Source organism: Shimia sp. R10_1, assembly GCF_017744095.1.
GTDB lineage: Bacteria > Pseudomonadota > Alphaproteobacteria > Rhodobacterales > Rhodobacteraceae > Shimia.
On the sequence record NZ_JAGHQX010000040.1, the window covers coordinates 1 to 668 of the forward strand.

General features: G+C 58.1%; 1 protein-coding gene and 1 pseudogene. Both read right to left on the reverse strand.

Going from position 1 to position 668, the window contains the following annotated elements; all coding sequences use genetic code 11:
- On the reverse strand, window positions 1–436 hold a 436-nt coding region (locus J7413_RS20440), incomplete at its 3' end, for an NAD(P)/FAD-dependent oxidoreductase (RefSeq protein ID WP_209101870.1).
- Between the two features lie 115 nt (window positions 437–551).
- Window positions 552–668: pseudogene (locus tag J7413_RS20445) on the reverse strand (electron transfer flavoprotein subunit alpha/FixB family protein); the annotation flags it as partial.

The window sequence follows — 668 nt, forward strand, 5'->3', positions numbered from 1 at the left end:
CGCCATAGACCAGCTCAGAACACGCCATGCCCGGGAAGATCTCCACGCCCAGCTCTTCGGCCTGTTCCGCCATCCAGCGACAGACATTGCCCATGGAGACAATGTAGTTGCCGTGGTTGTTCATCAGCGGTGGCATCGGGAAGTTTGGGATGCGGATTTCGCCGGCTTCGCCCAGCATGAAGAAGTTGTCTTCTTTCACCGGGGTATTGAGCGGCGCGCCTTTGTCTTTCCAGTCCGGAATCAGCGCATCCAGACCGCACGGGTCCAGAACCGCACCAGACAGAATATGCGCCCCAACCTCAGAGCCTTTTTCCAACACCACAACGTCGAGGTCCGCATCAAGCTGTTTCAGACGGATCGCAGCTGACAGACCCGCAGGGCCCGCGCCAACAATCACAACATCATACTCCATGGCTTCGCGTTCGATTTCGGTCATCTTCAAATCTCCCTGGCGTGGGTGGTTAACGGGGGGCGAGGCCCGTTGTTGCTGGGCGCGTAAATGAAAAGCGCAGCCGAGCCTGAAGCCCGGCTGCTGCGATGCGCTGTCCAGCTTATCCGAGTTTTTCGGTGAGGGCTGGAACGGCGTCAAAGAGGTCTGCGACGAGGCCGTAGTCTGCCACCTGGAAGATTGGGGCTTCTTCGTCTTTGTTGATCGCGACGATGATCTT